This window comes from Pseudomonas sp. D4002, assembly GCF_013385665.1.
Lineage (GTDB): Bacteria > Pseudomonadota > Gammaproteobacteria > Pseudomonadales > Pseudomonadaceae > Aquipseudomonas.
The window spans coordinates 40,850-62,300 of record NZ_JACAPN010000046.1; the positions used below are offsets into that span (position 1 = coordinate 40,850).

Below are 21,451 nucleotides of genomic sequence, written 5' to 3' on the forward strand. Positions count from 1 at the left end.
GCTATAGAAGCCGCCGTATAGCCAGAAGTTCAGCGGATAAAGGCGTTATTTCACGTTTTTTTCACACGCCAAAACTACTCACAACTCCGGGAGATTTCCATAGGGTCGGTAGGATATTTCTTAGATGCTGCGGATCGCCGCTGGTCCAGAACTGTACAGGCGGCGGATTGCCAGTGGCCAGCAGTTCGCGATCACTCAAAAGACGCTGCAATTGACGCGCTACTGCCGCCCCGGTGTCGATCAAAATGATCGTCGGCGGGAGCATCTCGGCGAGCAGGGGCTTGAGGAACGGGTAGTGGGTGCAGCCGAGGATGATGGTGTCGCAACCGGCCGCAATCAGCGGCTCCACGTAGCCTTGCAACAGCAGGCGCAGGGCCGGGCTGTCCAGGTCGCCGGTTTCGATCAGCTCCACCAGGCCCGGGCAGGGTTGGGTGATCACCCGCACATCGGTGGCGAAGCGGTCGAGCAAGGCGGCGAACTTGGCGCTTTGCAGGGTGCCGGTGGTCGCCAGCACGCCGACGACGCCACTGCGGGTCGCGGCAGCCGCGGGTTTGACTGCCGGTTCCATGCCCACCAATGGCCAGTCGGGATAGTCCTGGCGCAAATCGGCAACCGCCGCAACGGTCGCCGTGTTGCAGGCAATCACAAACGCTTTGGCGCCCTTCTCACGGAAGAACTCCGCCACCTGTCGCGAACGATCGAGGATGAACGCCGGGGTTTTCTCGCCGTAGGGGATATTCCCGCCATCCGCCACGTACAGCAGCGACTCATGGGGCAGCAGACGCTGGATTTCGTCCAGCACCGACAGGCCGCCGACACCGGAGTCGAACACACCAATCGGCGCATCCTTAACCATGTTGGCTACCGCAGACGATGCAACCGGGATCGCGCTTGACCCGCAACTCGCGAAAACGCGTGGTCAGGGCGTCGATCAACAACAGCCGCCCCACCAACGGCTCGCCGAAACCGGCCAGCAATTTCAAGGCTTCCAGGGCTTGCAGGCTGCCGACCAAACCCACCAGCGGGCCGATGACACCGGCTTCGCTGCAGGTCAGTTCGGCGTCGCTGCCGTGCCCGTATAAACAGTGGTAGCAGGGGCTTTCGGCGCGACGAGGGTCGAACACCGACAACTGGCCTTCGAGGCGAATCGCCGCACCGCTCACCAAAGGCTTGCCGGCAGCGACACACGCAGCGTTGACCGCTTCGCGGGTGGAGAAGTTGTCGCTGCAGTCCAGTACCACATCGACCACCGCCACGGCGGCCGCGAGGGAATCCTCATCCAGCGCGCTGCGATGGGCAACCAGCTGTATTTCAGGATTGATCGCGCTCAGGCGGCGAATCGCCGAGTCGACCTTGCTCAGGCCGACGCTGTCGGTGTCGTGAATGATCTGGCGTTGCAGGTTGGTCAGGTCGACAGTGTCGAAATCCGCCAAATGCAGCTCACCCACACCCGCCGCCGCCAGGTACAGCGCCACCGGCGAACCGAGGCCACCCAGGCCGACGATCAGCGCGCGGCTGTTTTTCAGGCGCAACTGGCCTTCGATGTCGACATGCTGCAACAGAATCTGCCGGCTATAGCGCAACAGCTCCTGGTCGTTCATCACGGGCGGCGTCCCAACGTAATGCGTTCGTGGCCGCCCAGGTCGATGCGGCTGTGGACTTCTTCAAAGCCTTCCCCCAGCAGCAGGTCGCGCACGGCGGGCGCCTGGTCGTAACCGTGTTCCAGCAGCAACCAACCCGCGGCGTCGAGGTGCGCAGGCGCCTGGGCGATGATCAGCCGCAGGTCGTCCAGGCCGTCATGCCCGGATACCAGCGCGCTGGCCGGTTCAAAGCGCACGTCACCGGCCACCAGGTGCGGGTCGGTGTCGGCTATATAAGGTGGGTTGCTGATGATCAGGTTGTAAGTGTGGCCTTCGAGGGCACTGAACCAATGGCTGTTCAGCACCGTGGCGTTGTTCAGGTGCAGGCGCTGGCGGTTGCGTTCGGCCAGGGCCACAGCTTCCAGCACGCGGTCGACCGCCGTGACTTGCCAGGCCGGGCGTTCGCTGGCCAGGGCCAGGGCAATCGCGCCGCTGCCGGTGCCCAGGTCCAGGACCTTGGCCGGTGTGGCAGGCAGCAATTCCAGGGCGGCTTCCACCAGCATCTCGGTTTCCGGACGCGGGATCAGCGTGTGCGGTGCCACTTCCAGGTCGAGCTTCCAGAAGCCTTGCTGGCCGAGGATGTAGGCCACGGGCTCGCCGGCACGACGGCGTTGCAGGTAGTCGGCAAAGGTCAGCGCGTGTTCACTGCTGACGATTTTTTCCGGCCAGGTGTGCAGGTAGCTGCGGGACTTGCCCAAGGCGGCGGCCAGCAACAATTCCACGTCCAGGCGCGCAGTCGGCGAGTCCGGCAGGTCGGCGGCGCGTAACAAACTGGCAATAATGGTCATTTATTCACCTATCGCCGCAAGCTGGTCGGCCTGGTATTCGGCCAACAACGGCTCGATTACCGCATCGACGCCACCGGCGAGGATTTCGTCCAGGGAGTACAGCGTCAGGTTGACGCGGTGGTCGGTGACCCGGCCCTGGGCAAAGTTGTAGGTACGAATGCGCTCGGAACGGTCGCCCGAGCCCACCAGCAACTTACGTTCGCTGGCAATCGCATTGGCGGCGGCGCTGGTCTGCTGGTCATTCAGCTTGGCCGACAGCCAGGACATGGCCCGCGCACGGTTCTTGTGCTGGGAACGTTCTTCCTGGCACTCCACCACGATCCCCGAAGGCAAGTGAGTGATACGGATCGCCGAGTCGGTCTTGTTGACGTGCTGGCCACCGGCGCCCGATGAGCGGTAGGTGTCGACCCGCAGGTCTGCCGGGTTGATCTCGATGGCTTCCTGCTCGTCGGGCTCGGGCAACACGGCCACGGTGCACGCCGAGGTGTGGATACGGCCCTGGGATTCCGTGGCCGGCACCCGCTGCACGCGGTGCACGCCGGATTCGAACTTCAGTTTGCCGTAGACATTCTCGCCCTCAACCCGGGCGATGACTTCTTTATAGCCGCCGTGTTCGCCTTCGTTCTCGGACAGGATCTCCACACGCCAGCCGCGACGCTCGGCATAGCGCGAATACATGCGGAACAGGTCGCCGGAGAAAATCGCCGCTTCGTCACCGCCGGTGCCGGCGCGGATTTCAAGGAATACGTTGCGCCCGTCGTTCGGGTCCTTGGGCAACAGCATGCGTTGCAGGTCGCCTTCCAGTTCGATCAGCTTGTCCTTGGCTTCTCGCACTTCTTCAACGGCCATTTCGCGCATGTCCGGGTCGCTGTCCTTGAGCAGCGCCTGGGCGCCTTCGAGGTCAGCCTGAACCTTGAGCAACTGTTTATAGGTGCCCACGATCGGTTCAACTTCCGCGTATTCCTTGGAATAGGTGCGGAACTTGGTCTGATCGGAGATGACCTCGCCATCGCCGAGCAAGGCGGTCAGTTCTTCGAAACGGTCCTGAAGGACGTCCAGTTTATTGAGCAGTGACGCTTTCATTGCGGTTTTTTATCCGAAGAGCTTTCTGTCGCGCCCTCACCGAGGGCAAAGAGTTCCTGAGCCATGGCCAGCGCATCGAGGCGGCCTTCGGCGGTAAGCTTTTTCAACTGGACACTGGGAGCGTGCAGCAATTTGTTGGTCAGGCCGCGCGCCAACTGCATCAGCACGTCTTCGGCGCTGCTGCCGTTGGCGAGCATACGCTGGGCCTTGATCAATTCCTCGTCCCGCAGGCGTTCGCCTTGCTGACGGTAGGCCTTGAGCACGTCCACTGCCGCCAGTTCACGCAGGCGCACCATGAAATCGTCGGCACCGGTGCTGACCATTTCCTCGGCAGCCTGGGCAGCGCCCTGGCGACTCTTGAGGTTTTCGGCGACCACTTCGTGCAGGTCGTCGACGCTATAGAGGTAAACGTCGTCCAACTCGCCGACTTCAGGCTCGATATCCCGCGGAACGGCGATATCCACCATGAAGATCGGCTTGTGCTTGCGCAGTTTCAGGGCGCTTTCCACCGCGCCCTTGCCGAGGATCGGCAACTGGCTGGCAGTAGAGCTGATGACGATGTCGCTGCGCACCAGCTCGGCCGGGATGTCGGAGAGCAACACCGCGTGGGCACCGAACTGCTCGGCCAGGATGCTGGCGCGTTCCAGGGTACGGTTGGCGACGACGATGCGCTTTACGCCCAGTTCGTGCAGGTGGCGGGCGACCAGGGTGATGGTCTCGCCGGCGCCGATCAGCAGGGCCTGGCTGCGCTGCAAGTCACTGAAAATCTGTTTGGCCAGGCTGACGGCGGCAAACGCCACGGACACCGGGTTTTCACCGATGGCGGTGTCGGTGCGCACCTGCTTGGCGGAGTTGAAGGTGGCCTGGAACAGGCGCCCCAGCAGCGGGCCGATGGTGCCGGCCTCGCGGGCCACGGCGTAGGCGGACTTCATCTGGCCGAGAATCTGCGGTTCGCCCAACACCAGCGAATCCAGCCCGGAGGCGACGCGCATCATGTGACGAACTGCCGCATCCTCTTCGTGCACATATGAGCTTTGGCGCAGCTCATCGAGGCTCAAATGGTGGTAATCGGCCAGCCAGCGCAGCACCACATCCGCTGAAAGATGTTCCTGCTCTATATAGAGCTCGCTGCGATTACAGGTCGAAAGGATCGCAGCTTCGCGACTGTCGGTGAGCCGGCAGAGCTGCTGCAAGGCCTCAACCAACTGCTCGGGAGTAAAAGCCACGCGCTCGCGGACGTCTACAGAAGCAGTCTTGTGGTTAATACCGAGTGCAAGGAAGGCCATTCAATATCGCTGATGATGTCGGGAAGCCGACAATTGTCCTACTTCGAATGATTCAGAACAACCACCGTAGGCTATTGTCCTAGTAGCTTACGCCTATAAAGGCCATCTGTAGGAGCGAGCTTGCTCGCGATGGTCGTTAACGATAACGCTGGCTTACGGGATAAAACGCGTTGTCCTCTGGTTCTTCGCGAGCAAGCTCGCTCCTACACGGTTATGTTTGGCCGAAGGCTTGTGTCATGATGATCCGACCGCAGGTTAGTCGTCCTCTTCCTATATGAATAGATCTTCCGCGTTGCTCCTTGCTTTTGTCTTTCTCAGCGGCTGCCAGGCCATGGCACCCGTGTCGCCGGACGGTACGCCGCCGGTAGAAGACAGCACCCCCGCCCCTGAAAAGCCCAAGGTTTATTCCTCGTTCAGTGAAGAGACGATCTTCAGCCTGCTGAGCGCGGAGCTGGCCGGCCAGCGCAATCGTTTCGACATTGCCCTGGATAACTACGTGACCCAGGCCATCAATACTCAGGATCCGGGGATTTCGGAGCGGGCGTTTCGCATCGCCGAGTACCTGGGCGCCGATCAGGCGGCCCTGGACTCCTCGCTGATCTGGGCGAAAAACGCCCCGGACGATCTCGAGGCACAACGGGCAGCGGCCATTCAACTGGCCCGCGCCGGGCGCTATGACGACTCCATGGTGTATATGGAGAAGGTCCTGCAGGGCAAGGGCGACACGCATTTCGACTTCCTCGCGCTGTCGGCCGCCGACACAGATCAGGACACCCGCAACGGCCTGATGAAGAGTTTCGACCGCCTGCTGCAAAAACACCCGAACAACAGCCAGCTGATTTTCGGCAAGGCGCTGTTGTTGCAACAGGATGATGAGCCCGAGGCTGCGCTGAAGTTGCTGGAGCAACACCCGCCGGAAGAGGGCGAGATTGCGCCGATCCTGCTGCGCGCCCGCCTGCTGCAAAACCTCAACCGCGGCAAGGAAGCGATTCCGCTGCTGGAAAAAAGCATCAAGAAGTACCCGGGCGACAAACGCCTGCTGCTGACCTATGCCCGCATGCTGGTTGAACAGGACCGCATGGAAGACGCCAAGGTGCAGTTCGCCAACCTCGTGCAGCAATACCCGGACGATGACGAATTGCGCTACTCCCTGGCGCTGGTGTGCCTGGAAGCCAAGGCCTGGGATGAGGCCAAGGGTTACCTGGAAGACCTGATCGCCCGCGAGAGCCACGTGGATTCGGCGCACCTGAACCTGGGCCGCATCGCTGAAGAGCGTAACGACCCGCAGGCTGCATTGCTTGAATACGCTCAGGTCGGCGCCGGCAATGACTACCTGCCGGCGCAACTGCGCCAGGCCGATATCCTGATGAACAACGGCCGCACCGACGAGGCGGAAAAACGCCTGGCTGCCGCACGGGATGCCGAACCGGACTACGCGATCCAGCTGTACCTGATCCAGGCCGAGACCCTGTCGGCCAACAAGCAGGGCGATCGCGCCTGGAAAATTCTCCAGCAAGCCTTGCTGCAATATCCGGACGACTTGAACCTGCTGTACACCCGCGCCATGCAGGCGGAAAAACGCAATGACCTGGCGCAGATGGAAAAAGACCTGCGCCTGATCATCAAGCGCGACCCGGACAATGCCATGGCACTGAACGCCCTGGGTTACACCTTGTCCGACCGTACAACGCGTTACGCCGAAGCCAAGGAGCTGATTGAAAAAGCTCACCAGCTCAACCCGGAAGACCCGGCCGTACTCGACAGCCTCGGCTGGGTGAATTACCGCCTGGGCAACCTGGACGAAGCCGAACGCTTGTTGCGCCAGGCGCTGGAGCGCTTCCCCGACCAGGAAGTCGCCGCACACCTGGGCGAAGTGCTCTGGGCCAATGGCAAGCAGCGTGAAGCGCGACAAATCTGGGAGAAGTTCCTCAAGGAACAGCCCGAAAGCCCAATCCTGCGCAGCACCATCAAGCGCCTGACCGGATCCGAGACCCTTTAACTTTATGTTTTTGCGCCACGTTATCGTTTTCAGCTTTATTGCCCTGCTTGCCGGCTGTTCCGGTCTTGGCACCCGTGAATCTGTCGAAGGCCCGGGCAACCCGGCGCAGTGGCAGCAGCACAAGGATCAACTGAGCAGCCTTGATGGCTGGCAGATCGAGGGCAAGGTGGGCATTCGCGCCCCGAAAGATTCGGGCAGCGGCACCTTGTTCTGGCTGCAACGCCAGGACTATTACGACATTCGCCTGTCTGGCCCGCTGGGCCGCGGTGCGGCACGCCTGACCGGCCGGCCGGGGCAAGTCAGCCTGGAAGTGGCCAATCAGGGCCGCTATGAAGCGCCAACGCCGGAAGCCCTGCTGGAAGAACAGATGGGCTGGAAACTCCCCGTATCGCACCTGGTGTGGTGGGTACGCGGTCTTCCTGCGCCAGACAGCAAGAGCCGCCTGAGCCTCAATGGCGACAGCCGCCTGGCTTCGCTGGAACAGGATGGCTGGCAGGTCGAATACCTGAGCTATGTGCAACAGAACGGTTACTGGCTGCCCGAGCGCATCAAGCTGCATGGCACCGACCTTGACGTCACGCTGGTGATCAAGGACTGGCAACCGCGCAAGCTGGGGCAGTGAGATGAACGAGCAACGCCTGACCCTGCCCTCCCCGGCCAAACTGAATTTGATGCTGCACATTCTCGGTCGCCGTGAAGACGGCTATCACGAGTTGCAGACGATTTTTCAATTTCTCGACTACGGCGATGAGCTGACCTTCGCCGTTCGCGATGACGGCGTGATCCAGTTGCACACCGAATTCGACGGCGTGCCTCACGACAGCAACCTGATTGTGAAGGCCGCGAAAAAACTCCAGGAACAATCCGGTTGCCCGTTGGGCATCGACATCTGGATCGAAAAAATCCTGCCCATGGGCGGCGGCATCGGTGGCGGCAGCTCAAATGCCGCAACGACATTGCTCGGCCTGAATCACTTGTGGCAACTGGGTTGGGACCACGATCGCCTGGCGGCGCTGGGCCTGACACTGGGCGCGGACGTCCCGGTTTTCGTGCGTGGGCACGCCGCTTTTGCCGAAGGCGTGGGGGAGAAACTCACCCCTGTAGACCCCGAAGAGCCGTGGTATGTCGTGCTTGTTCCGCAAGTATCTGTAAGTACAGCAGAAATTTTTTCAGATCCACTGTTGACACGTAACTCTCCTCCCATTAAAGTGCGCCCCGTTCCCAAGGGAAACAGTCGAAATGACTGCTTACCGGTTGTAGCAAGGCGTTATCCAGATGTACGTAACACTTTGAATTTGTTAGGTAATTTTACCGAAGCAAAATTAACCGGAACTGGAAGTTGTGTGTTTGGGGGCTTCCCAAGCAAAGCTGAAGCTGATAAAGTCTCGGCCCTTCTTACAGAGACCCTTACAGGGTTTGTAGCAAAGGGAAGCAACGTTTCGATGTTGCATCGCAAGCTGCAAAGTCTGCTCTAAAGGAACCGAGTACTGGGTACTCGTTGCAACAGATACAGGGGCGTCGCCAAGCGGTAAGGCAGCAGGTTTTGATCCTGCCATGCGTTGGTTCGAATCCAGCCGCCCCTGCCATTTTCTATACTCATCCAGGTTACCCTCAGCCTCTAGGTACTGCGCGTGTCCAAGATGATGGTCTTTACGGGGAATGCTAACCCCGATCTGGCTCGGCGTGTTGTACGTCAGCTGCATATCCCTCTCGGTGACATCTCTGTCGGTAAATTCTCCGACGGCGAAATTACAGCCGAGATCAATGAAAACGTCCGCGGTAAAGATGTCTTCATTATTCAGCCGACTTGCGCTCCGACCAACGATAACCTGATGGAACTCGTCGTGATGGCTGATGCCTTCCGCCGCTCCTCAGCGACTCGAATCACAGCTGTAATCCCTTACTTTGGTTATGCCCGTCAGGATCGCCGTCCGCGTTCCGCACGTGTGGCTATCAGCGCGAAAGTCGTTGCTGACATGCTGACCGTGGTAGGTATCGACCGTGTTCTCACGGTTGACCTGCACGCTGACCAAATCCAGGGGTTCTTCGATATTCCGGTAGATAACATCTACGGCTCCCCCGTCCTGGTGGATGACATCGAAGACCAGCGCTTTGAAAACCTGATGATCGTGTCCCCGGACATTGGTGGCGTCGTGCGTGCACGGGCTGTTGCCAAATCCCTGGGCGTGGATCTCGGGATCATCGACAAACGCCGCGAGAAAGCCAATCACTCTGAAGTGATGCATATCATCGGTGATGTCGAAGGGCGTACCTGTATTCTGGTTGATGACATGGTCGACACCGCCGGCACCCTGTGCCACGCGGCGAAAGCCTTGAAAGAGCACGGTGCAGCAAAAGTCTTCGCCTACTGCACACACCCTGTGCTGTCGGGCCGAGCGATCGAGAACATCGAGAACTCAATGCTGGACGAACTGGTGGTGACTAACACCATCCCGTTGTCCGCTGCCGCTCAAGCCTGTTCGCGTATCCGTCAACTGGATATCGCACCGGTAGTTGCCGAAGCGGTTCGCCGCATCAGCAACGAAGAATCGATCAGCGCGATGTTCCGTTAAGGGTCAAACCTTAGCAGCATCAACCTGACGAAAAGCGCCCCGCCCCAGCATTCTGTTGGGGCGGGGCTTTTTTGCCCATATCGCCTTTAGCGCTGGTCGCAAACGCTAGGGCGAATGTGGTTATTTTGGAGATACAACATGAACGATTTTACTTTGAATGCTGAACTGCGTTCCGACCTGGGGAAAGGTGCGAGCCGCCGCCTGCGTCGTCTCGCAAGCCTGGTTCCAGCTGTAGTTTACGGTGGCGAAAAAGCCCCTGAATCCATCAGCATGCTGGCTAAAGAAATCGCCAAACTGCTCGAAAACGACGCGGCTTACAGCCACATCATCGAGCTGAACGTTGGCGGCACCAAGCAGAACGTCATCATCAAGGCACTGCAACGTCACCCAGCTAAAGGCCACGTGCTGCACGCTGACTTCGTACGCGTAGTAGCTGGTCAGAAACTGACCGCTATCGTGCCTGTGCACTTCGTTGGTGAAGAAGCTCCGGTCAAGAAAGGCGGCGAAGTTTCGCACGTTATCGCCGAGATCGAAGTGACCTGCCTGCCGAAAGACCTGCCTGAGTTCATCGAAGTCGACCTGTCGGCTCTGGAAATCGGCGCAATCGTTCACCTGTCCGACCTCAAGGCTCCTAAAGGCGTTGAGTTCGTTGCACTGGCTCACGGTGACGACAAAGCTGTTGCAAACGTACACGCTCCACGCGTTGCACCAGAAGCTGAAGAAGGCGCTGCAGAGTAATTCACTCTGTAATGCCGGAGCTTGAGGAAACATCGCGGACCGGAACGTAGCGAGAAAGCGGGCGAGAATGCGAAGTTGGCCTCTAACGGTTAATGAGTTTTTGTCGTCCACTTTCGCCGCACCAACGGCGATGTTATCCACAACTCCAAAGGAAGGGCCCCTGTCGTGACTGCCATTAAACTGATCGTTGGCCTGGGAAATCCAGGCGCCGAATACGAACAGACCCGGCATAACGCGGGGGCCCTTTTTGTTGAGCGTATCGCCCACGCCCAAGGCGTCAATCTTGTGGCCGATCGCAAATATTTTGGCCTGACCGGACGCTTTTCGCATCAGGGTCAGGATGTTCGTCTGTTGATTCCCACCACCTACATGAACCGCAGCGGCCAGGCTGTCGCGGCGCTTGCGGGCTTCTTCCGGATCAAACCCGAAGAAATCCTGGTGGCCCATGACGAACTAGACCTGCCACCCGGCGTTGCCAAGCTCAAGCAAGGCGGCGGCCATGGCGGGCATAATGGCCTGCGCGACATCATCGCGCAGTTGGGCAATCAGAATACGTTCTACCGCTTGCGGCTTGGCATTGGCCACCCGGGCGTTGCCAGTATGGTTTCAAATTTCGTCCTGGGTCGTGCGCCACGCGCCGAACAGGAAAAACTCGATGCCAGCATCGATTTTGCCCTCGGCGTGCTGCCGGATATCTTCGCCGGTGAATGGAACCGTGCGATGAAAAACCTGCACAGCCAGAAGGCCTGACTCTTTACCCGAGGGGAAACACCATGGGATTCAATTGCGGCATCGTCGGCCTACCTAACGTCGGCAAGTCCACCCTGTTCAACGCCCTGACCAAATCCGGTATTGCGGCGGAGAACTTCCCCTTCTGCACCATCGAACCGAACACCGGTATCGTGCCGATGCCCGATACACGCCTGGACGCCCTGGCGGCCATCGTGAATCCAAAGCGCATCCTGCCGACCACCATGGAGTTCGTCGACATCGCGGGCCTGGTAGCCGGCGCTTCGAAAGGTGAAGGCCTGGGCAACAAGTTCCTCGCCAACATCCGCGAGACCGATGCCATCGCCCACGTGGTCCGCTGCTTCGAAGACGAGAACGTGATTCACGTCTCCAACAGCGTCGACCCGAAACGCGACATCGAGATCATCGACCTGGAACTGATCTTCGCCGACCTCGACAGCTGCGAGAAGCAACTGCAAAAGGTCACGCGTAACGCCAAGGGCGGCGACAAGGACGCAGTGGTCCAGAAAGCCTTGCTGGAGCAACTGATTGCCCACTTCACCCTGGGCAAGCCGGCACGCAGCCTGATGAAGAGCATGAGCGCCGACGAAAAAGCTGTGATCAAGGGCTTCCACCTGCTGACCACCAAGCCGGTGATGTACATCGCCAACGTGGCTGAAGACGGTTTCGAGAACAACCCGCTGCTCGACGTGGTCCTGGCCATTGCCGAAGAAGAAGGCGCTATCGTTGTTCCGGTGTGCAACAAGATCGAAGCGGAAATCGCCGAGCTGGAAGACGGCGAAGAAAAAGACATGTTCCTCGAGGCCCTGGGCCTGGAAGAGCCTGGCTTGAATCGCGTGATCCGTGCCGGCTACGAAATGCTGCACCTGCAGACCTACTTCACCGCCGGTGTTGAAGAAGTGCGCGCCTGGACCGTCAAGGTCGGTGCCACTGCCCCGCAAGCGGCTGGGGTGATCCACACCGACTTCGAAAAAGGCTTTATCCGCGCCGAAGTCATCGCCTACAACGACTTCATCCAGTTCAAGGGTGAAGCCGGTGCCAAGGAAGCCGGTAAATGGCGCCTGGAAGGCAAGGAATACATCGTCAAGGATGGCGACGTGATGCACTTCCGCTTCAACGTATAAGCTTTACCTGCGGCCTATGCCGCAAAACAAAAAGCCGATGCACTGCATCGGCTTTTTTGTGGGCGATGTTTGCAACTTTCTACAAAGATCGACTTTGAAATATCCCCTGACATCTTAATACGGCAACCCTATAAAACAACCACAGCCCTCAATACGTAAAAATACGTCAATCCTCCCTGACACCCCCGAGTTTAAGATTATTCCGACCCATTATCAGGCAATCACGAGCGAGCGCCCACTTGATAATATTTAACTTAAGATTTTTTGGTTTTTCACACATAACAAACGTCTATTTCGCACTCTCCGACAGAATGACAAATCAGCTAAATTCCGTTTTACTTATCCATATCAGCAGGGAAGCCCCTCAGTAAAACAATGAGAAACAATAGGAGCAACAGCGATATGTCGGCCTCCTATCAAAGCACGTTTGAAACGGATGATCCATTTACTGAATGCCCAACCATTGAAGCCACTATCAACAATACTGCGGCTTTAAACATCGACATACTTTTGCTGGGGGAAACCGGCACCGGTAAAGATACCCTGGCCCAACGCATCCATCGCTTATCGGGCCGGCGAGGCAACTTCGTCGCCGTCAACTGTGCTGCAATTCCCGAAAGCCTGGCGGAAAGCCAACTGTTCGGGGTCAACAGCGGCGCCTACACCGGTGCGATGCAATCACGGGCAGGCTTTGTCGAAGCCGCACACTTGGGTACCTTGTACCTCGACGAAATAGACAGCATGCCCCTCACCCTGCAAGCCAAACTGCTGCGGGTACTGGAGTCCCGGGGCGTTGAGCGATTGGGTTCTACCCGCTTTATCCCGGTGGACATGCGCGTTATCGCGTCCGCCCAGCATTCGCTGCACGAAATGGTCGAGCAAGGGTTATTCAGGCGCGACCTGTATTTTCGCCTGAACGTAATCAGCATCAGCCTCCCTCCCCTGCGCGAACGTCGCGAGCAGATTATCCCCTTGTTCCTGAACATCGTCCGCCAGGAAGCCGAGTACTTTAAATACCCGATACCCCTGGCATCCAGCTCGCTGCTGCAACAATTGCTATGCCATTCCTGGCCGGGCAACGTCCGCGAACTGCGCTCGACAGCCAAGCGCTTTGTGTTGGATCTTCCGCCGCTTTCAGAGTCGATGAGGGACCATCAGGACATAGAGATGAACCTCAAGGCGCGGCTACAGCAAATCGAGAAATCGCTGATTGAAGAGTCGCTGCGCCGTCACGGCGGCAACGTGGATGTAGTAGCCGGGGAATTGGGGGTTGCCAAGCGCACGCTGTACTACAGGATGAAACAACTGGATATATCACTCGGCGGAACAGGTTAAACCCAGGACCAGCAGTTTTTTCTGGAACTGAAATCTTCATTTAACCACTCAAGGAAAGGCCATCTACATGATCAGCAACTTCGCCGATCGGGCCAGCCATGTGCTTGGTTCATATGCCTGACGGGCAATGATGGGTCTACGTTCGTGGTTAAGCATCAACGCATAAACAAACAAAAAATTTAAATCAAGCAACTCAGAGGTGATGTTATGAGTGAAATCGATGTTAACAAGCGGGTTACTGCCGGCAGTCTTGGTGGCGGAGACAATGCCGATATCGAAGCGGCAAAAAAAGCTGAAATGCGTCGACTAAAAATACAGGAGGTTAAAAACGAAATACTGACAAAAGAACTCGAAAACATAGGCAAACTAAGGTTTTAAACCTTTGCTTCCTCTATTAAACATAGAGGAAGCAACCCGTTTGCTGGCATGGCTCATGCTGAACCGTCGAAAAAAACCAACATTACTCCCAAACCAACAAGAACGTTCCTAGCGTCTTGCCGGAGGTTTACATGCGCGTGCTCGCTGACGACTTCACAGAACGCCCGGTTTCACGAACGGTTGAATCACGAGGTATTGATACCTCTGCTTCCGACATGAATTTTTTCCAAGCCAGCCTGGTTGATCGCGCGTCTTCCCCGGGTAGCCAAAATTCAATGGTCGGTACGAACGCGCTATCCGAACAGTCTTCTCATTTAACGAGGCTATCAAAACGTGCGACCAAAGGTTTGCGTGACCTGAGCCTTAATAAAAAATCAACGGAAATGCATCAAATTGCCAAGTCACTTTCAGACGCCCATCGGGAGCTGTCCATGTCAGTCAAGGTCATCAGCAAAACCGTGCAATGTTGCGAGAAAATAACCAACCTTCAGTAGGTAAGTCATGCTCCGCTGGATCACCACCCCATTAGTTTTATCATTGGCATTGCTGCTGGCCGGTTGCGGTGAAAAAGTAGAACTCCATAGCCGACTGTCCGAACAGGAGGCTAATGAGGTTGTTGCAGAACTCGCGGATAAACAAATCCGGGCCCAAAAAGTGCCAGCCAAAGACGGCGTTGTTGTGCGCGTCAACGCGTCGGACATCAGCAGGGCGGTCCGGACGCTCGAGGCCGCTGGCCTGCCCAAACTGGCCCGGTCGACCCTGGGCGATATCTTCCGTAAAGAAGGCGTTATCTCAACACCGCTGGAAGAACGTGCCCGCTATATCTATGCATTGTCTCAGGAGCTGGAGGCAACCTTGTCGAACATCGACGGGGTCATCGTCGCTCGAGTTCATGTCGTGCTCCCCGAACGGATTGCCCCGGGTGAACCCGTACAACCGGCATCAGCCTCGGTGTTCATCAAACATGATCCACGACTTGAGCCTGATAATATCCGCCCCCGAGTACGCAGGATGGTGGCCAGCAGTATCCCCGGCATGGCAGCCGCTGTAGAAAACACTCAAAAATTAACCGTAGTGTTTGTCCCCGCCGCGGCGTATCTGGAGCAGCAACGTCTGACCTATTTTGGTCCGTTCCTGGTTCAGGATAACGATCTCGGTTTCTGGCGCATGAGTCTTACCGTATTGCTCATCATATTGACGCTTGCGGGGGCTGGCGCGTTTATCTGGCGCAAACGGGGGGTGAATCAACAACACGACTCATCTGTCGTACCGGCTCATGCATCACTAAACCCGTCTGTTCATGAGTAATCAGCTGGCGTGGGTTCGATGGTGGGCCCGCCCATGGGAAACGCCAGCGTGTGACTGGGAGGTCCTCAGACCATATATCGCCTCGACCGATCTATGTCGCAGCCGGCATGAACGAGTGAGCACCGCACTGGCCATCACCCCCTGCCTGCCACCCTCACCCTCCCCTGCCTTGCTGCACCTGGTGCAAGCCTCCCCACCACAACGCGATCGCATGCTGACGCTGATCGGCAGTGTCTGCCAGCCTGTACGCGACCACTTGCTGGAGGAGGATGAATACCTCTGGTGTCAGCGCCTTGCCAAAGCGCTCCCTGCGGACTCACGGGTACTGAACACAGACGATCCTCTGCAGTACCTGCGCGCCTGGGTTGAGCCTGCGGTATGGCAACGCCTACGACTTGGCTTTGCGAATCAACGGGTAGTCGACCTGGAGAAATATTCCAACCTGCCCGACCGTCATGGTCGGCTGGATACTCTGTGGCGAGCCGTCATCTGGCGAGCTACCGCCATCACGAATGATCACGCGTGGCCCTGATCAGGAGCAACCAACCTGCATGTTATGCCGACGTAAAATTGAGCTGAATAAAGGCCAGGACCTGCCACAAACCCTGATTGCCCGAGAGATGCTTATCGACTGTGCTCAGGCGGGCACATTACTTATTCGCGCCAAAGCCGAAGCGCGCGAACTACTACGCCAGGCCGAAGAGCAGCGCGAAATACTTTACGCAAATGCTTGCCGTGAGTTCTGGGAACGCGCCAACACTCAGTTGCAACGCTGGGAGATTGAACGCCAGGCTATCTACGACAACATTGAACCCATTGCCGCCTCCATCACCAGCCTGGCCATTCGTAACCTGCTGGAGGAAACAGTCTCCCCCCAACGCCTGAGCGTCCTGCTAAAGCAATTACTGGCCACCCAGGTCCCGCGAATCGAAGCCACTTTGCTCTGCAATCCATTGGACCGTAAAAACGTAGACCAGTGGCTGAGCAGGCACACAGACCTTCCCTGGACACTGCGCACCGAGGAGAACATCGCACCTCAAATGCTCATTCTGGAAACGCCCGAAGGTGGATTTCGGATCGACTGGGATTCGATGGTGGAAACCCTATGGAATTCCGGCACGTCGGGTTCAACCCAATAACACGCAGGGGCTGCGGTTCAACGAGCGCTGACGTTTAACGAAATACCCGTGGAACTGGAATCACGCGTCGAGCCACACAGAACGTAACATCCTCTGGAGCAAAACCAATGAGCTTTGATTATCGCCTGCAAGCGAATCTCTACAGGCAACTGGAAAATTCGCAAAAGCGCTTTGAAAAGATAGAACGCGATGGATTGAACAACGACGAAGCCCTGGCGGCAATGAATGACGAAAAAGTCTTCCTCGCGGCCACGTTATCAGCCAGTTCCACCTACACCAATTACATGAGCGAAACAGCCAAGACCGTTATCGAAGGCATACAGTGAGTGGAAGCGTTACTCGGTCGTTGGTTGAGTAGCAGCGAACCGCTGATCACGTTGTTTGAAGATAATGACGAAATCAAGGTGCGGCGCGACCAACAAGCTTTTTTGATCAGTGTTCAACTGACCCACCATCGGGTCGACAAAAGAGCCTTGGAGGCGTGGATGCGCCTCGGACTGGAAAGTCTGAGGCATTTCCAGGGTGCCTTGGCGCAGGAAGCAATGACTGGTCATCTTTGGCTGCTTCAAAAACTCCCTGGCGACTGTGCCCTGCCCCACCTGCTTGGCAAACTCGAAACCCTGCTGAACCAGCGTGATACCTGGCGGGGCATTGTTGCGCACCTTGCCAGCCCAGCCCGGAAACTTAGGCCTACTTCGCTTCGGTCGCTGCGTCACTAAAACAGAGAATTCTCAATGCCTAACAAGATCGACAAGCACATCCGCTTGCGCGTCAATTCGCCTGCCGCCGCCGTAAAGCCTGCCCGTTGGCGCTACCTGATCCTCATGCCCTGGTTGTTGGCGCCCCTGGAAAGCACCCTGGCCGCCGTCCCCAGCGAATGGAAAAACACCGCCTATGCCTATGAGGCCGAACACAAGCCCCTGCGGGATGTGCTGGAAGACTTCGCCCAGACCTTCGGCACCCAACTGCAAGTCGACGGCCTCCTCGAAGGCAACGTCAACGGCAAGATACGCGCCAATACCCCACAATCGCTTCTCGACAGGCTCGGCGTAGAGCACCGCTTCCAGTGGTACCTGTACAACAACACGCTGTACGTCAGCACCCTGGACCAACAGGAATCTGCACGCCTGGAGGTCTCCTCCGAGACCATCGCCGACCTCAAGCAGGCCCTCACCGATATAGGCTTGCTCGATAGCCGCTTCGGCTGGGGCGAATTGCCTGAGGACGGCGTCGTACTGGTCTCCGGGCCCAAGCGCTATATCGAACAGATCAAGCAGTTCAGCAGCCAGCGCAAGTCCCCGGATGAAAAGCAGAGCGTCCTCAGCTACCCGCTGAAGTTCGCCAATGCGGCGGACCGCCAGATTGATTATCGCGGCGAGAAACTGACCATCCCAGGCGTTGCCAGCATGCTGCGGGGGCTGCTGGAACCTCGCACGGCCTCGACGCTTTCAGGCATGAGCCCACGCCCTCCCTCTGCCGCCCAACCCTCACCCATAACCCCGGTATTTCCGCGCCTGAGTAACCCGATGCTGGGGCAAATGCTCGGTCAGACGATGAACCCGGGGCCGGCAGACACCGGCATGTCACTCACCCCTCGGGTACCGGTCTCCACCAGCAAAATCCGAGTCGAAGCCGATGTGCGCAACAACGCCATCCTGATCTACGACCTGCCGGAGCGCCAGGCGATGTACCGTGAGCTGATCAGCCAGCTCGACGTAGCCCGCAAGCTGGTGGAAATCGATGCGATCATTCTTGATATCGAGCGTACTCAACTGCGGGAATTCGGGATTAGATGGGGTTTTCAAAACAGCCGTTTCCGGGGTGGCGTGAACATGGCGCCCGGGTCTTCATCACAGCTGTCGATCGAGCACCGTGATCGTTTCAACGCCGATATTCGCGCATTGGAGCAACGTGGCCTGGCGACCATGGTGTCCAACCCGTCGGTGCTTACTTTGGAAAACCAGCCGGCGGTGATCGATTTCAACCGCACCCAATACCTCACCGCCGGCACCGAGACTGCAACCATCCTGCCCATCACGGTCGGCACCAGCTTCCAGGTGGTACCGAGGGTGATCACTACCCGCGGCAATCACCAGATCCACCTGGTGGTGGATATCGAGGACGGTAACTTCGACGAGTCCAACCCCGCGCGCACCAGCCCCGATGTACGCCGCGGCAAAGTCAGCACCCAGGCGGTCATGGCGGAAAAACGTTCGCTGGTGGTCGGTGGCTTCCATGTCACTGAACGCACCGACAAACAAAGCAAGATCCCTCTGCTGGGAGACATTCCGCTGCTGGGCAAGGCCCTGTTTTCTTCCTCCGAGCGCCAGAACAACCGGCGCGAACGCCTGTTTATCCTGACGCCGCGCGTGATCGGCGATCAGGCTGATCCTTCACGCTACTTGCCCCAGGAGGATCAAGCCGAACTGCAGGCCGCACTCAAGCCATTGGCCCGGCGGTATGCCGAGCATCAACCGGTGATCAAGCGCAGCGACATCACCAGCACCCTGGCTCACCTCGTCAGCGGGCAAGTACCCACGGCCTTCAAGGCCGCGCCCATGCCATTGGGCCTGGACACCTTGTGCAGCACCCGCGAGCTATTGGCCCTGAACACCGAACGCAGCCAATGGTATGCAGGCCCGCAGTTCAATGTGGCCGTGGTGGTGGTACGCAATCAGTTCAACCGTAACGTGCGCATCGATGAAAGAGAATGCAGCAACTCCCAGACCCTGGCCGTCAGCGTCTGGCCACGTGCCTGGCTCAAGCCGGGAGAAGAGGCGGAGGTATTTATCGCCATGCGGCCCGTGGTCAAAGATGAACACATCGGTGTGTCCCGCCCCTCCCTGATCACCCCCACCCGGAAGAACGCGCCATGAAACGCCTACTCACCCTCCTCGGCCTGGCCCTGCTTATCGTTGGTTGTACGCCGACGTGCAAGGGCGACTCCTGTTCACGCCCGCAATCGGGCGCCGATAAGCTGGTGGTCTGGTGGCCGCCGCAGATGCGCGTCGAATCGGGCCCTGCCGGCGAGCGCTCCGACTATCAAACGATCTCACTGGAACGGTAAGTTCCATGGGGCCGAACGATACGTCGTCTCGCCAGGTATTCCTGGATAACCTGGTGGGCGGCAAGGACGCCCACCTGTCCCTCGGCCCGGGCATAAGCGTGTGCCGGTTAAAGGCCGGTGGTAAACCCGGGCTTGCGTTGCTGGTCGACCGTGGAGCGCTGGAAGCCGGACAGTTGGAACGGGTACTGGAGCGGCTTTTTGAACAGGCGGTGGCGTTTGACGGCTGCTTTGCCTGTCTCGATGCCAAGGATGCCCTGGTGATCTGGCACGCGCTGCCGGCAGGTGCAGAGGAGGCAGATGAGATCATCGGCAAGCTGCTTTCGCTGGGCTGCCTCGATATGCTGGACGTGCACCGCTACCGTTAACGTTGCTTAAGCTCCGGAAACTCCAGCGTTTCACGCTTGGCCTCGTCATTGAGCTCACGCAGGGTGCGGTAGAGGAACGCTACCGCCTGCAACGTCTCCCGGGGAATGTTCGCCCCAAGCTTCTTCTCGTACAGCGTGCGCGCGAGCCATACACACTGGATCACCGGCACGTCGGCCGCCTTGGCCCGGTCTATCAGTTTCCGGGCCTCGGCATCCGTGCCTTTATCCACCAGCAGCGGCAGCGGCGTTTTGCCCGGCCGGTAGTACAGCGCGACCGCAAAGTGCGTCGGGTTGACCACCAACATGTCGGCCTCCTCCAGCTTGGGCAACTTGACCTTCGGCTCCTCCTGGGCCAGCTGTTGGGCCAGGGCGCGGCGCTGCCCCTTGACGTGAGGGTCGCCCTCCATGTCCTTGTATTCCTTGACCACCTCGACCTGAGTCATGCGCATGCTCTTGGCAAAGAAGTGCTTCTGCAGCGCCATGTCGATCAATGCCAGGACCAGCAGCAATCCCAGGCAAGCGTGCAGCAGATGGCGAAACAGGATGATCAGCGCGAGGATGTAACTCTGCAGGTCGCTGGTGGCCAGATTGATCAAGGCCCCTAGTGACGGACTGATCACCACGTACAAAATCAGCGCAAGCAGTAGCGCCTTGGCCAACCCCATCAACAGGTTCGTCACTGACTTGGCAGAGAACATCTGCTTGACCTGGCTGAGTGGGTTGAGACGGCTGAAATTCAGCTTCAGGCTTTCCGGCGCAAACAGGAAACCGAACTGAATCCAGCCGCTGATCAACTTCACCGCGATCGCCAATCCGGCCATCAGCAAGGCGAAGGAAAAAAACACGATCAAGCCTTCCGTCAGCACTTCCTCCAGCGCCCGCACAAAGGGCTGCCCGAAACGTGACATGGGCATCACCAGCAACTGCTGGAAGCGCTGCATGCTGGTTTCGGCGGTGAACAACGCGATTTCGCTGAGGGCGGTCAACACCAGTAGCTTACCGACGTCCTGGCTTTGGGCGACCTGGCCTTTCTGGCGCTGATCCTTGAGTTTCTTGGGCGTGGCCGCGTGTTTTTTCTCACCCGAATCACTCATGTCCCGAGCCCCTGAACATCAGGCCGAGGGAATGCTTGAGGTCTCCCAACTGCGCCATGCGCCCGACGATCAAGTCCTGCAACAGCGGGAAGTACAGCAGCAGGATAACCAGCCCCGCCAAGCTCTTGACCGGCGTTGCCAGGGTAGAGACTTGCAATTGCGGGCTGTACAGGCCCAACAAGGCGAAGCCGAACTCCAGGAACAGCAGCACGGCAATAAACGGTGCGGCATACAGCATCATGTGGGTAAAAGTATCGCCCAGCAGCCCGATGAATACACTGAACCCATTGACCGCCGGCAGCGGCAACCAGGCGGTTGGCGGCCAGATCAGGTAGCTGTCCCAGATCACTTGGGTCAGCACGCTCAAGCCCAGGACGGCAATCAGCAAATAAATCACCAACTGTTTGAACAGGTGCCCGATCGGCGTCGCATCCGGCCCCAGCGAGGGGTTGAGTTGGCCACCCGCCAAAGCCCCCCGCTGGTTATCCAGCAGTGCGCCCACTGACTCGAACATCCAGAACGGCATGGCCAACAGAATCCCCAGCAAAAACCCCAGGGCAGCTTCCTTGAGTACCAACCCGCTGATCATCAGCGCGGAGTAATCCTTGGCAGCCAGGACGGCATGAATGCCGGGCGCCGGAATCAACGCCATGACCATCACGATGATGTGGCGGGGCATACCGCGTATATGTTGGAAACAAAACGCAGGCACCAGAAATGCACAGGGATAAATGCGCGCCATGGCCACGAGCAGGCTGGGCAGGAATTCAAGATAAAGCAGCAC

25 protein-coding genes and 1 tRNA gene are annotated in these 21,451 nt (G+C 58.3%); 18 read left to right on the forward strand and 8 right to left on the reverse strand.

The annotated features are described in order from the left end of the window. Window positions 1-61 precede the first annotated feature (61 nt). Genes murI through hemA form a run of 5 tightly spaced genes read right to left on the reverse strand, consistent with a single transcriptional unit; the run spans window position 62 to window position 4,797 of the window. Entirely contained in the window at window positions 62-856 is a 795-nt protein-coding gene (gene murI / locus HX824_RS28010; protein ID WP_177055666.1) for a glutamate racemase, read from the reverse strand. Further along, window positions 849-1,604: a molybdopterin-synthase adenylyltransferase MoeB gene (locus HX824_RS28015; RefSeq protein ID WP_177055667.1), complete on the reverse strand. Its 756-nt coding sequence runs from the start codon at window positions 1,602-1,604 to the stop codon at window positions 849-851. Before HX824_RS28015 ends, murI begins: the two co-directional genes overlap by 8 nt. After that, window positions 1,601-2,428 (reverse strand): peptide chain release factor N(5)-glutamine methyltransferase, encoded by an 828-nt coding sequence (gene prmC, locus HX824_RS28020; RefSeq protein ID WP_003208408.1) that lies wholly within the window; start codon window positions 2,426-2,428, stop codon window positions 1,601-1,603. The genes HX824_RS28015 and prmC overlap by 4 nt, the downstream gene beginning before the upstream one ends. Further along, window positions 2,429-3,511, reverse strand: a complete 1,083-nt coding sequence (prfA, locus tag HX824_RS28025; protein ID WP_003208405.1) for a peptide chain release factor 1 — start codon at window positions 3,509-3,511, stop codon at window positions 2,429-2,431. It abuts the gene before it with no gap. Then, window positions 3,508-4,797, reverse strand: coding sequence for a glutamyl-tRNA reductase (gene hemA, locus HX824_RS28030; RefSeq protein ID WP_008432265.1), 1,290 nt, complete (start codon window positions 4,795-4,797; stop codon window positions 3,508-3,510). Before hemA ends, prfA begins: the two co-directional genes overlap by 4 nt. 274 nt (window positions 4,798-5,071) lie before the next feature. Here hemA and HX824_RS28035 point away from each other — a divergent pair, with 274 nt between their 5' ends. The 15 genes from HX824_RS28035 (at window position 5,072) to HX824_RS28105 (ending at window position 16,467) form a co-directional block, all read left to right on the forward strand. Continuing rightward, window positions 5,072-6,796, forward strand: a complete 1,725-nt coding sequence (locus HX824_RS28035) for a tetratricopeptide repeat protein (protein WP_008432263.1) — start codon at window positions 5,072-5,074, stop codon at window positions 6,794-6,796. Window positions 6,797-6,800: 4 nt separating this feature from the next. Beyond that, window positions 6,801-7,418: a lipoprotein insertase outer membrane protein LolB gene (gene lolB, locus HX824_RS28040; protein ID WP_008432261.1), complete on the forward strand. Its 618-nt coding sequence runs from the start codon at window positions 6,801-6,803 to the stop codon at window positions 7,416-7,418. Window position 7,419: 1 nt separating this feature from the next. Then, window positions 7,420-8,271: a 4-(cytidine 5'-diphospho)-2-C-methyl-D-erythritol kinase gene (gene ispE / locus HX824_RS28045; protein WP_177055668.1), complete on the forward strand. Its 852-nt coding sequence runs from the start codon at window positions 7,420-7,422 to the stop codon at window positions 8,269-8,271. Between the two features lie 36 nt (window positions 8,272-8,307). Then, window positions 8,308-8,382 (forward strand) — tRNA-Gln (locus HX824_RS28050). A gap of 45 nt (window positions 8,383-8,427) precedes the next feature. Continuing rightward, window positions 8,428-9,369 (forward strand): ribose-phosphate pyrophosphokinase, encoded by a 942-nt coding sequence (locus HX824_RS28055; RefSeq protein WP_003208392.1) that lies wholly within the window; start codon window positions 8,428-8,430, stop codon window positions 9,367-9,369. A 138-nt stretch (window positions 9,370-9,507) separates the two neighbouring features. Then, window positions 9,508-10,107 carry a 50S ribosomal protein L25/general stress protein Ctc gene (locus HX824_RS28060; RefSeq protein ID WP_003208391.1) on the forward strand — a complete coding sequence of 200 codons (600 nt, stop codon included), beginning with the start codon at window positions 9,508-9,510 and terminating at the stop codon, window positions 10,105-10,107. Between the two features lie 165 nt (window positions 10,108-10,272). After that, a complete protein-coding gene (gene pth / locus HX824_RS28065; protein WP_003208389.1) occupies window positions 10,273-10,857 on the forward strand; it encodes an aminoacyl-tRNA hydrolase in 585 nt (194 codons plus the stop codon). A gap of 23 nt (window positions 10,858-10,880) precedes the next feature. Beyond that, window positions 10,881-11,981 carry a redox-regulated ATPase YchF gene (gene ychF, locus HX824_RS28070; RefSeq protein ID WP_008432257.1) on the forward strand — a complete coding sequence of 367 codons (1,101 nt, stop codon included), beginning with the start codon at window positions 10,881-10,883 and terminating at the stop codon, window positions 11,979-11,981. A 402-nt stretch (window positions 11,982-12,383) separates the two neighbouring features. After that, a complete protein-coding gene (locus tag HX824_RS28075) occupies window positions 12,384-13,316 on the forward strand; it encodes a sigma 54-interacting transcriptional regulator (protein WP_177009586.1) in 933 nt (310 codons plus the stop codon). A 207-nt stretch (window positions 13,317-13,523) separates the two neighbouring features. Continuing rightward, a complete protein-coding gene (locus tag HX824_RS28080) occupies window positions 13,524-13,694 on the forward strand; it encodes a hypothetical protein (protein ID WP_177009587.1) in 171 nt (56 codons plus the stop codon). A gap of 131 nt (window positions 13,695-13,825) precedes the next feature. After that, complete coding sequence (locus HX824_RS28085; protein ID WP_023659153.1) at window positions 13,826-14,188, forward strand: hypothetical protein; 363 nt, start codon at window positions 13,826-13,828, stop codon at window positions 14,186-14,188. A gap of 7 nt (window positions 14,189-14,195) precedes the next feature. Then, on the forward strand, window positions 14,196-15,002 hold the full coding sequence (sctJ, locus tag HX824_RS28090) for a type III secretion system inner membrane ring lipoprotein SctJ (RefSeq protein ID WP_177009588.1): 807 nt from the start codon (window positions 14,196-14,198) through the stop codon (window positions 15,000-15,002). Window positions 15,003-15,213: 211 nt separating this feature from the next. Beyond that, complete coding sequence (locus HX824_RS28095; protein WP_218169027.1) at window positions 15,214-15,534, forward strand: type III secretion protein; 321 nt, start codon at window positions 15,214-15,216, stop codon at window positions 15,532-15,534. A 19-nt stretch (window positions 15,535-15,553) separates the two neighbouring features. After that, window positions 15,554-16,141, forward strand: a complete 588-nt coding sequence (gene sctL, locus HX824_RS28100) for a type III secretion system stator protein SctL (RefSeq protein ID WP_177009590.1) — start codon at window positions 15,554-15,556, stop codon at window positions 16,139-16,141. Window positions 16,142-16,248: 107 nt separating this feature from the next. Further along, window positions 16,249-16,467, forward strand: coding sequence for a hypothetical protein (locus tag HX824_RS28105; RefSeq protein ID WP_003208375.1), 219 nt, complete (start codon window positions 16,249-16,251; stop codon window positions 16,465-16,467). Window positions 16,468-16,476: 9 nt separating this feature from the next. Here the strand turns inward: HX824_RS28105 and HX824_RS28110 are convergent, their stop codons facing one another. Beyond that, window positions 16,477-16,803, reverse strand: coding sequence for a hypothetical protein (locus tag HX824_RS28110; protein WP_173406097.1), 327 nt, complete (start codon window positions 16,801-16,803; stop codon window positions 16,477-16,479). A gap of 72 nt (window positions 16,804-16,875) precedes the next feature. On the opposite strand from HX824_RS28110, the gene sctC reads away from it, so the two are divergent. Genes sctC through HX824_RS28125 form a run of 3 tightly spaced genes read left to right on the forward strand, consistent with a single transcriptional unit; the run spans window position 16,876 to window position 19,573 of the window. Next, window positions 16,876-19,017: a type III secretion system outer membrane ring subunit SctC gene (sctC, locus tag HX824_RS28115; protein WP_177055669.1), complete on the forward strand. Its 2,142-nt coding sequence runs from the start codon at window positions 16,876-16,878 to the stop codon at window positions 19,015-19,017. Further along, a complete protein-coding gene (hrpT, locus tag HX824_RS28120) occupies window positions 19,014-19,208 on the forward strand; it encodes an HrpT family type III secretion system protein (protein ID WP_003208370.1) in 195 nt (64 codons plus the stop codon). The genes sctC and hrpT overlap by 4 nt, the downstream gene beginning before the upstream one ends. Before the next feature lie 5 nt (window positions 19,209-19,213). After that, complete coding sequence (locus HX824_RS28125; RefSeq protein ID WP_008430695.1) at window positions 19,214-19,573, forward strand: hypothetical protein; 360 nt, start codon at window positions 19,214-19,216, stop codon at window positions 19,571-19,573. Here the strand turns inward: HX824_RS28125 and sctU are convergent. Both sctU and sctT read right to left on the reverse strand, forming a co-directional pair. After that, entirely contained in the window at window positions 19,570-20,667 is a 1,098-nt protein-coding gene (gene sctU / locus HX824_RS28130) for a type III secretion system export apparatus subunit SctU (protein WP_177009592.1), read from the reverse strand. The two genes, HX824_RS28125 and sctU, sit on opposite strands and share 4 nt — an antisense overlap. Continuing rightward, on the reverse strand, window positions 20,660-21,451 hold the full coding sequence (sctT, locus tag HX824_RS28135) for a type III secretion system export apparatus subunit SctT (RefSeq protein WP_003208364.1): 792 nt from the start codon (window positions 21,449-21,451) through the stop codon (window positions 20,660-20,662). The genes sctU and sctT overlap by 8 nt, the downstream gene beginning before the upstream one ends.

Excerpts from the sequence above, each read along its gene's own strand:
- sctL (WP_177009590.1), top strand. The coding sequence starts at position 15,554 with ATGTTATGCCGACGTAAAATTGAGCTGAATAAAGGCCAGGACCTGCCA.
- hrpT (WP_003208370.1), top strand. The coding sequence starts at position 19,014 with ATGAAACGCCTACTCACCCTCCTCGGCCTGGCCCTGCTTATCGTTGGT.
- HX824_RS28105 (WP_003208375.1), top strand. The coding sequence starts at position 16,249 with ATGAGCTTTGATTATCGCCTGCAAGCGAATCTCTACAGGCAACTGGAA.
- sctJ (WP_177009588.1), top strand. The coding sequence starts at position 14,196 with ATGCTCCGCTGGATCACCACCCCATTAGTTTTATCATTGGCATTGCTG.
- prmC (WP_003208408.1), bottom strand. The coding sequence starts at position 2,428 with ATGACCATTATTGCCAGTTTGTTACGCGCCGCCGACCTGCCGGACTCG.
- murI (WP_177055666.1), bottom strand. The coding sequence starts at position 856 with ATGGTTAAGGATGCGCCGATTGGTGTGTTCGACTCCGGTGTCGGCGGC.
- sctC (WP_177055669.1), top strand. The coding sequence starts at position 16,876 with ATGCCTAACAAGATCGACAAGCACATCCGCTTGCGCGTCAATTCGCCT.
- HX824_RS28060 (WP_003208391.1), top strand. The coding sequence starts at position 9,508 with ATGAACGATTTTACTTTGAATGCTGAACTGCGTTCCGACCTGGGGAAA.
- lolB (WP_008432261.1), top strand. The coding sequence starts at position 6,801 with ATGTTTTTGCGCCACGTTATCGTTTTCAGCTTTATTGCCCTGCTTGCC.
- hemA (WP_008432265.1), bottom strand. The coding sequence starts at position 4,797 with ATGGCCTTCCTTGCACTCGGTATTAACCACAAGACTGCTTCTGTAGAC.
- HX824_RS28085 (WP_023659153.1), top strand. The coding sequence starts at position 13,826 with ATGCGCGTGCTCGCTGACGACTTCACAGAACGCCCGGTTTCACGAACG.
- HX824_RS28080 (WP_177009587.1), top strand. The coding sequence starts at position 13,524 with ATGAGTGAAATCGATGTTAACAAGCGGGTTACTGCCGGCAGTCTTGGT.
- HX824_RS28125 (WP_008430695.1), top strand. The coding sequence starts at position 19,214 with ATGGGGCCGAACGATACGTCGTCTCGCCAGGTATTCCTGGATAACCTG.
- prfA (WP_003208405.1), bottom strand. The coding sequence starts at position 3,511 with ATGAAAGCGTCACTGCTCAATAAACTGGACGTCCTTCAGGACCGTTTC.
- HX824_RS28095 (WP_218169027.1), top strand. The coding sequence starts at position 15,214 with ATGCTGACGCTGATCGGCAGTGTCTGCCAGCCTGTACGCGACCACTTG.
- HX824_RS28075 (WP_177009586.1), top strand. The coding sequence starts at position 12,384 with ATGTCGGCCTCCTATCAAAGCACGTTTGAAACGGATGATCCATTTACT.
- ispE (WP_177055668.1), top strand. The coding sequence starts at position 7,420 with ATGAACGAGCAACGCCTGACCCTGCCCTCCCCGGCCAAACTGAATTTG.
- ychF (WP_008432257.1), top strand. The coding sequence starts at position 10,881 with ATGGGATTCAATTGCGGCATCGTCGGCCTACCTAACGTCGGCAAGTCC.
- sctU (WP_177009592.1), bottom strand. The coding sequence starts at position 20,667 with ATGAGTGATTCGGGTGAGAAAAAACACGCGGCCACGCCCAAGAAACTC.
- HX824_RS28035 (WP_008432263.1), top strand. The coding sequence starts at position 5,072 with ATGAATAGATCTTCCGCGTTGCTCCTTGCTTTTGTCTTTCTCAGCGGC.